At 67.8% G+C, this 3,357-nt stretch carries 3 protein-coding genes, 1 tRNA gene and 1 pseudogene; 4 read left to right on the top strand and 1 reads right to left on the bottom strand.

The genetic code is table 11. From position 1 onward, the window contains the following. Positions 1-265 (top strand): annotated as a pseudogene (locus ACFWPJ_RS28465) (diaminopimelate decarboxylase); the annotation flags it as partial. A 132-nt stretch (positions 266-397) separates the two neighbouring features. Then, on the top strand, positions 398-739 hold the full coding sequence (locus ACFWPJ_RS28460; RefSeq protein WP_378855926.1) for a hypothetical protein: 342 nt from the start codon (positions 398-400) through the stop codon (positions 737-739). Between the two features lie 11 nt (positions 740-750). Here the strand turns inward: ACFWPJ_RS28460 and ACFWPJ_RS28455 are convergent, their stop codons facing one another. Beyond that, positions 751-2,409 (bottom strand): helicase HerA-like domain-containing protein, encoded by a 1,659-nt coding sequence (locus ACFWPJ_RS28455; protein ID WP_378855924.1) that lies wholly within the window; start codon positions 2,407-2,409, stop codon positions 751-753. Between the two features lie 100 nt (positions 2,410-2,509). Here ACFWPJ_RS28455 and orn point away from each other — a divergent pair, with 100 nt between their 5' ends. Then, a complete protein-coding gene (orn, locus tag ACFWPJ_RS28450; RefSeq protein ID WP_378855922.1) occupies positions 2,510-3,148 on the top strand; it encodes an oligoribonuclease in 639 nt (212 codons plus the stop codon). Positions 3,149-3,203: 55 nt separating this feature from the next. Then, positions 3,204-3,276, top strand: a tRNA-His gene (locus ACFWPJ_RS28445). The last annotated feature ends 81 nt before the right edge of the window (positions 3,277-3,357 follow it).

Raw genomic sequence — 3,357 nt, 5'->3', positions numbered from 1 at the left:
GCGGGGCGCCGCGAGCCCGGCGACAAGGGGGGGCTGCAACCGCGAATCGGGGCTTCTCAGCGCCCCGGGGGGGGCCCGCCCCGCCGATCTGCGCCCGGGCGAAGTACTCGCCGTGCCGTGCACCGGCGCCTACCACCACGGGCTCGCCTCGACGTACAGCACGGTCGGCAGGCCGCCGATCGTCGCCGTCGCCGACGGCCGCGCCACCCAGCTGCTGCGCCGGGAAACGACCGCCGATCTGCTGATGCGCGAACTCGCCGAATAGGCCGGGATTTCCGCCGCCACCGGTCTGGTGGCGGCACCGTCGCGCGCCTACTATCAGATAAGTCGGGGAAAATCAACCAACTCGACAGACGACGCGCCGAGTCCGATGACGTGCGCGCCGGAAAAGGCAGCCATGAAGATCTACAGAACACGAGAGGTCGGCCTACGCCGGCTACTCATGAACATGGCGGTGGCCGGTGCGGCCGTCACCCTCCCGCTGACAATGGCAACCCCAGCACTCGCCCTGCCCGCCGCCGTCCCGGACCTGGTCCAGACCGAGCGCCCGCGGTGCGACGACTGGAACCGCGGCTACGGCTACGACCGCTGCGACCGCAACTACCGCTGTGACTACAACTGCGACCGCAAGTACCGCTGTGACAACGACTGGTACGGCCGCGGCTATGACCGCTGTGACCGCGGCCACGGCGGCGGCTACAACAACTGGTTCCCCTGGGGCTGGTTCGGCAGCAGCTGAGCCGAATTCCGCTAGCGCCGCCGGGTGCCGAAGATACTGCGACTGATCTCGCGACCGGCGGCGCTCGCGGCTGACCGCAGGAAGCTTTTCACCGCCGGGTTCTTCATGATCCGCTCGGCTGCCGAGTCCTCTTCCTGCTGTGCCTGCGAACGACCCGGCGCCTGCGGCGTCTCGGGCGCCGGAGCGGCGGCGGCCACACTGGCCAGCAGCATCTCGTAGGCCGACTCCCGATCGATGCTCTGCCCGTACTTGCCCTGCAGGGCGCTCGACAGCGCCTTGGACTTGATCCGGTCGTCGCCGATGGTGTCCATCAGCGAGCGCGGCGGCGCGATCTTGGTCCAGGCGACCGGTGTCGGCGCGCCCTTCTCCGAGAGCACGGTGACGATCGCCTCACCGGTCCCCAGGGAGGTCAGCGCCTCCTCCAGGTCGTAGACCGTCGACTTCGGATACGTGCGCACCGTTTTCGCCAGCGCCTTCTGGTCGTCGGGGGTGAAGGCGCGCAGCGCGTGCTGGATCCGGGCGCCGAGCTGGGACAGCACCGGATTCGGGATGTCGGTGGGCAACTGGGTGCAGAAGAACACGCCGACACCCTTGGACCGGATCAGCTTCACCGTCTGCTCGACCTGCTGCAGGAACGCCTTGGACGCGTCGGCGAACAGCAGGTGCGCCTCGTCGAAGATGAAGATCAGCTTCGGCTTGTCGACGTCACCGACCTCGGGCAGCGTGTGGAACAGGTCGGCGAGCACCCACATCAGGAAGGTGGAGAACAGCACCGGCCGCGCCGCCTGCTGGCCGAGCTCGAACAGCGTGATCACGCCCTGCCCGCCCGCGGTGCGCAGCAGGTCGGCGGGGTCGAGTTCGGGTTCGCCGAAGAAGGTGTCGCCGCCTTCGGCTTCCAGATTCACCAGGGCGCGCAGGATCACGCCCGCCGTCTGCGCCGAGACACCGCCGATGCCCTTCAGGTCTTCCTTGCCCTCTGGGCTGGTGAGGTCGGTGATCACCGCGCGCAGATCCTTCAGATCCAGCAGTGCGAGGCCACGCTGATCGGCCCAGTGGAAGATGAGCCCGAGGGTGGATTCCTGGGTGTCGTTGAGGCCGAGCACCTTGCTGAGCAGGATCGGGCCGAACGAGGTGATCGTCGCCCGGATCGGCACGCCGATACCGCCGGTGCCGAGCGAGACGAACTCGGTGGGGAAACCGCTCGGCGCCCAGTCGCCCGCGCCGGTCTCGGCGGCGCGGCCGCGGATCTTCTCGTTGTCCTCGCCCGGTTCGCTCAGCCCCGACAGGTCGCCCTTCACGTCGGCCATCACCACGGGAACGCCCGCGCGGGACAGCTGTTCGGCGATGCCCTGCAACGTCTTGGTCTTGCCGGTGCCGGTGGCGCCCGCGACGAGTCCGTGCCGGTTCATCATCCGCAGCGGAATGCGCACGCGCGCCGCGGGATCCGCCGCACCGTCGACCATCACCGTGCCGAGCTCGAGCGCCGGTCCGTCGAACGCGTAACCCGCCGCGATCTCGCCGGCCTCGCCGGATGCCGCAGCCGATCCGGTGCCCGCGGCGGCGGCTTCCTTCTCGGCGGCCTCCGCTGCCGCGGCCGCTTCAGCGGCGACCCGCGCGGCCTCCTCGGCCGCCTTGCGTGCCGCTGCCGCCTTCTCCTGAGGGGTGGTCATCGCGCGTCCTCCGTCTGGTCATCACTGCCGTACGCAAGAAATGCTCGAAACGTCTGCGGGGAATTCCAAGCAAACTGTATCGCCCGTTAGGGTGACTCAGGTGTCCGACAAACTCTTGGTCTGGATGGATTGCGAGATGACGGGGCTCCGTCTCGACAGCGACAAGCTGATCGAGATCGCCGCGCTCGTGACCGACAGCGACCTGAACATCCTCGGTGACGGTGTCGACATCGTCATCCACGCCGACGACGCCGCCCTCGCCTGCATGCCACCGGTCGTCGCCGACATGCACGCGAAATCCGGTCTCACCGAAGAGGTTCGGCGTTCCACCGTGACCATCGAGCAGGCCCAGGCCGAAGTGCTCGCCTACATCCGCCAGTACGCGCCCACCGCGCGCACAGTGCCGCTGTGCGGTAACTCGATCGCCACCGACCGCGGCTTTATCGCCCGCGACATGCCCGAACTCGACGAGCACCTGCACTACCGAATGGTCGACGTGAGCTCGATCAAGGAGCTGTGCCGCCGCTGGTACCCGCGGATCTACTTCGGTCAGCCGGAAAAGGGCCTCGCGCACCGCGCCCTGGCCGACATCAAGGAATCCATCCGCGAGCTCGAGTACTACCGCCGCACCGCGTTCGTGCCGCTGCCCGGACCCTCCACCACGGAGATCGCGGCGGTCGCCGAAGCCGTCACCGAGGCCATCGATGTCACCGGATCAAGCCCCCGACCAGCGGATTAGGGCTTGAGGGCGGAGACAAGCTAGTATTTACCGCGCCGGTGAATAACCGGTGATGGTGACTGTAGTTCAGTTGGTAGAGCACCAGGTTGTGATCCTGGCTGTCGCGGGTTCGAGTCCCGTCAGTCACCCCGAACAGAAGGGCCGGCTCGCCCTGCACGGGCCGTATAAGTTTAAACGCCAGTTGGTGTTTCAGCTCTGCATCACGGAAA

The organism is Nocardia sp. NPDC058497 (genome assembly GCF_042720195.1).
In the GTDB taxonomy this organism is placed as follows: Bacteria; Actinomycetota; Actinomycetes; order Mycobacteriales; family Mycobacteriaceae; genus Nocardia.
Note: the sequence above shows the minus strand (reverse complement) of the source record. Positions and strands in the feature narration are given on the sequence as shown.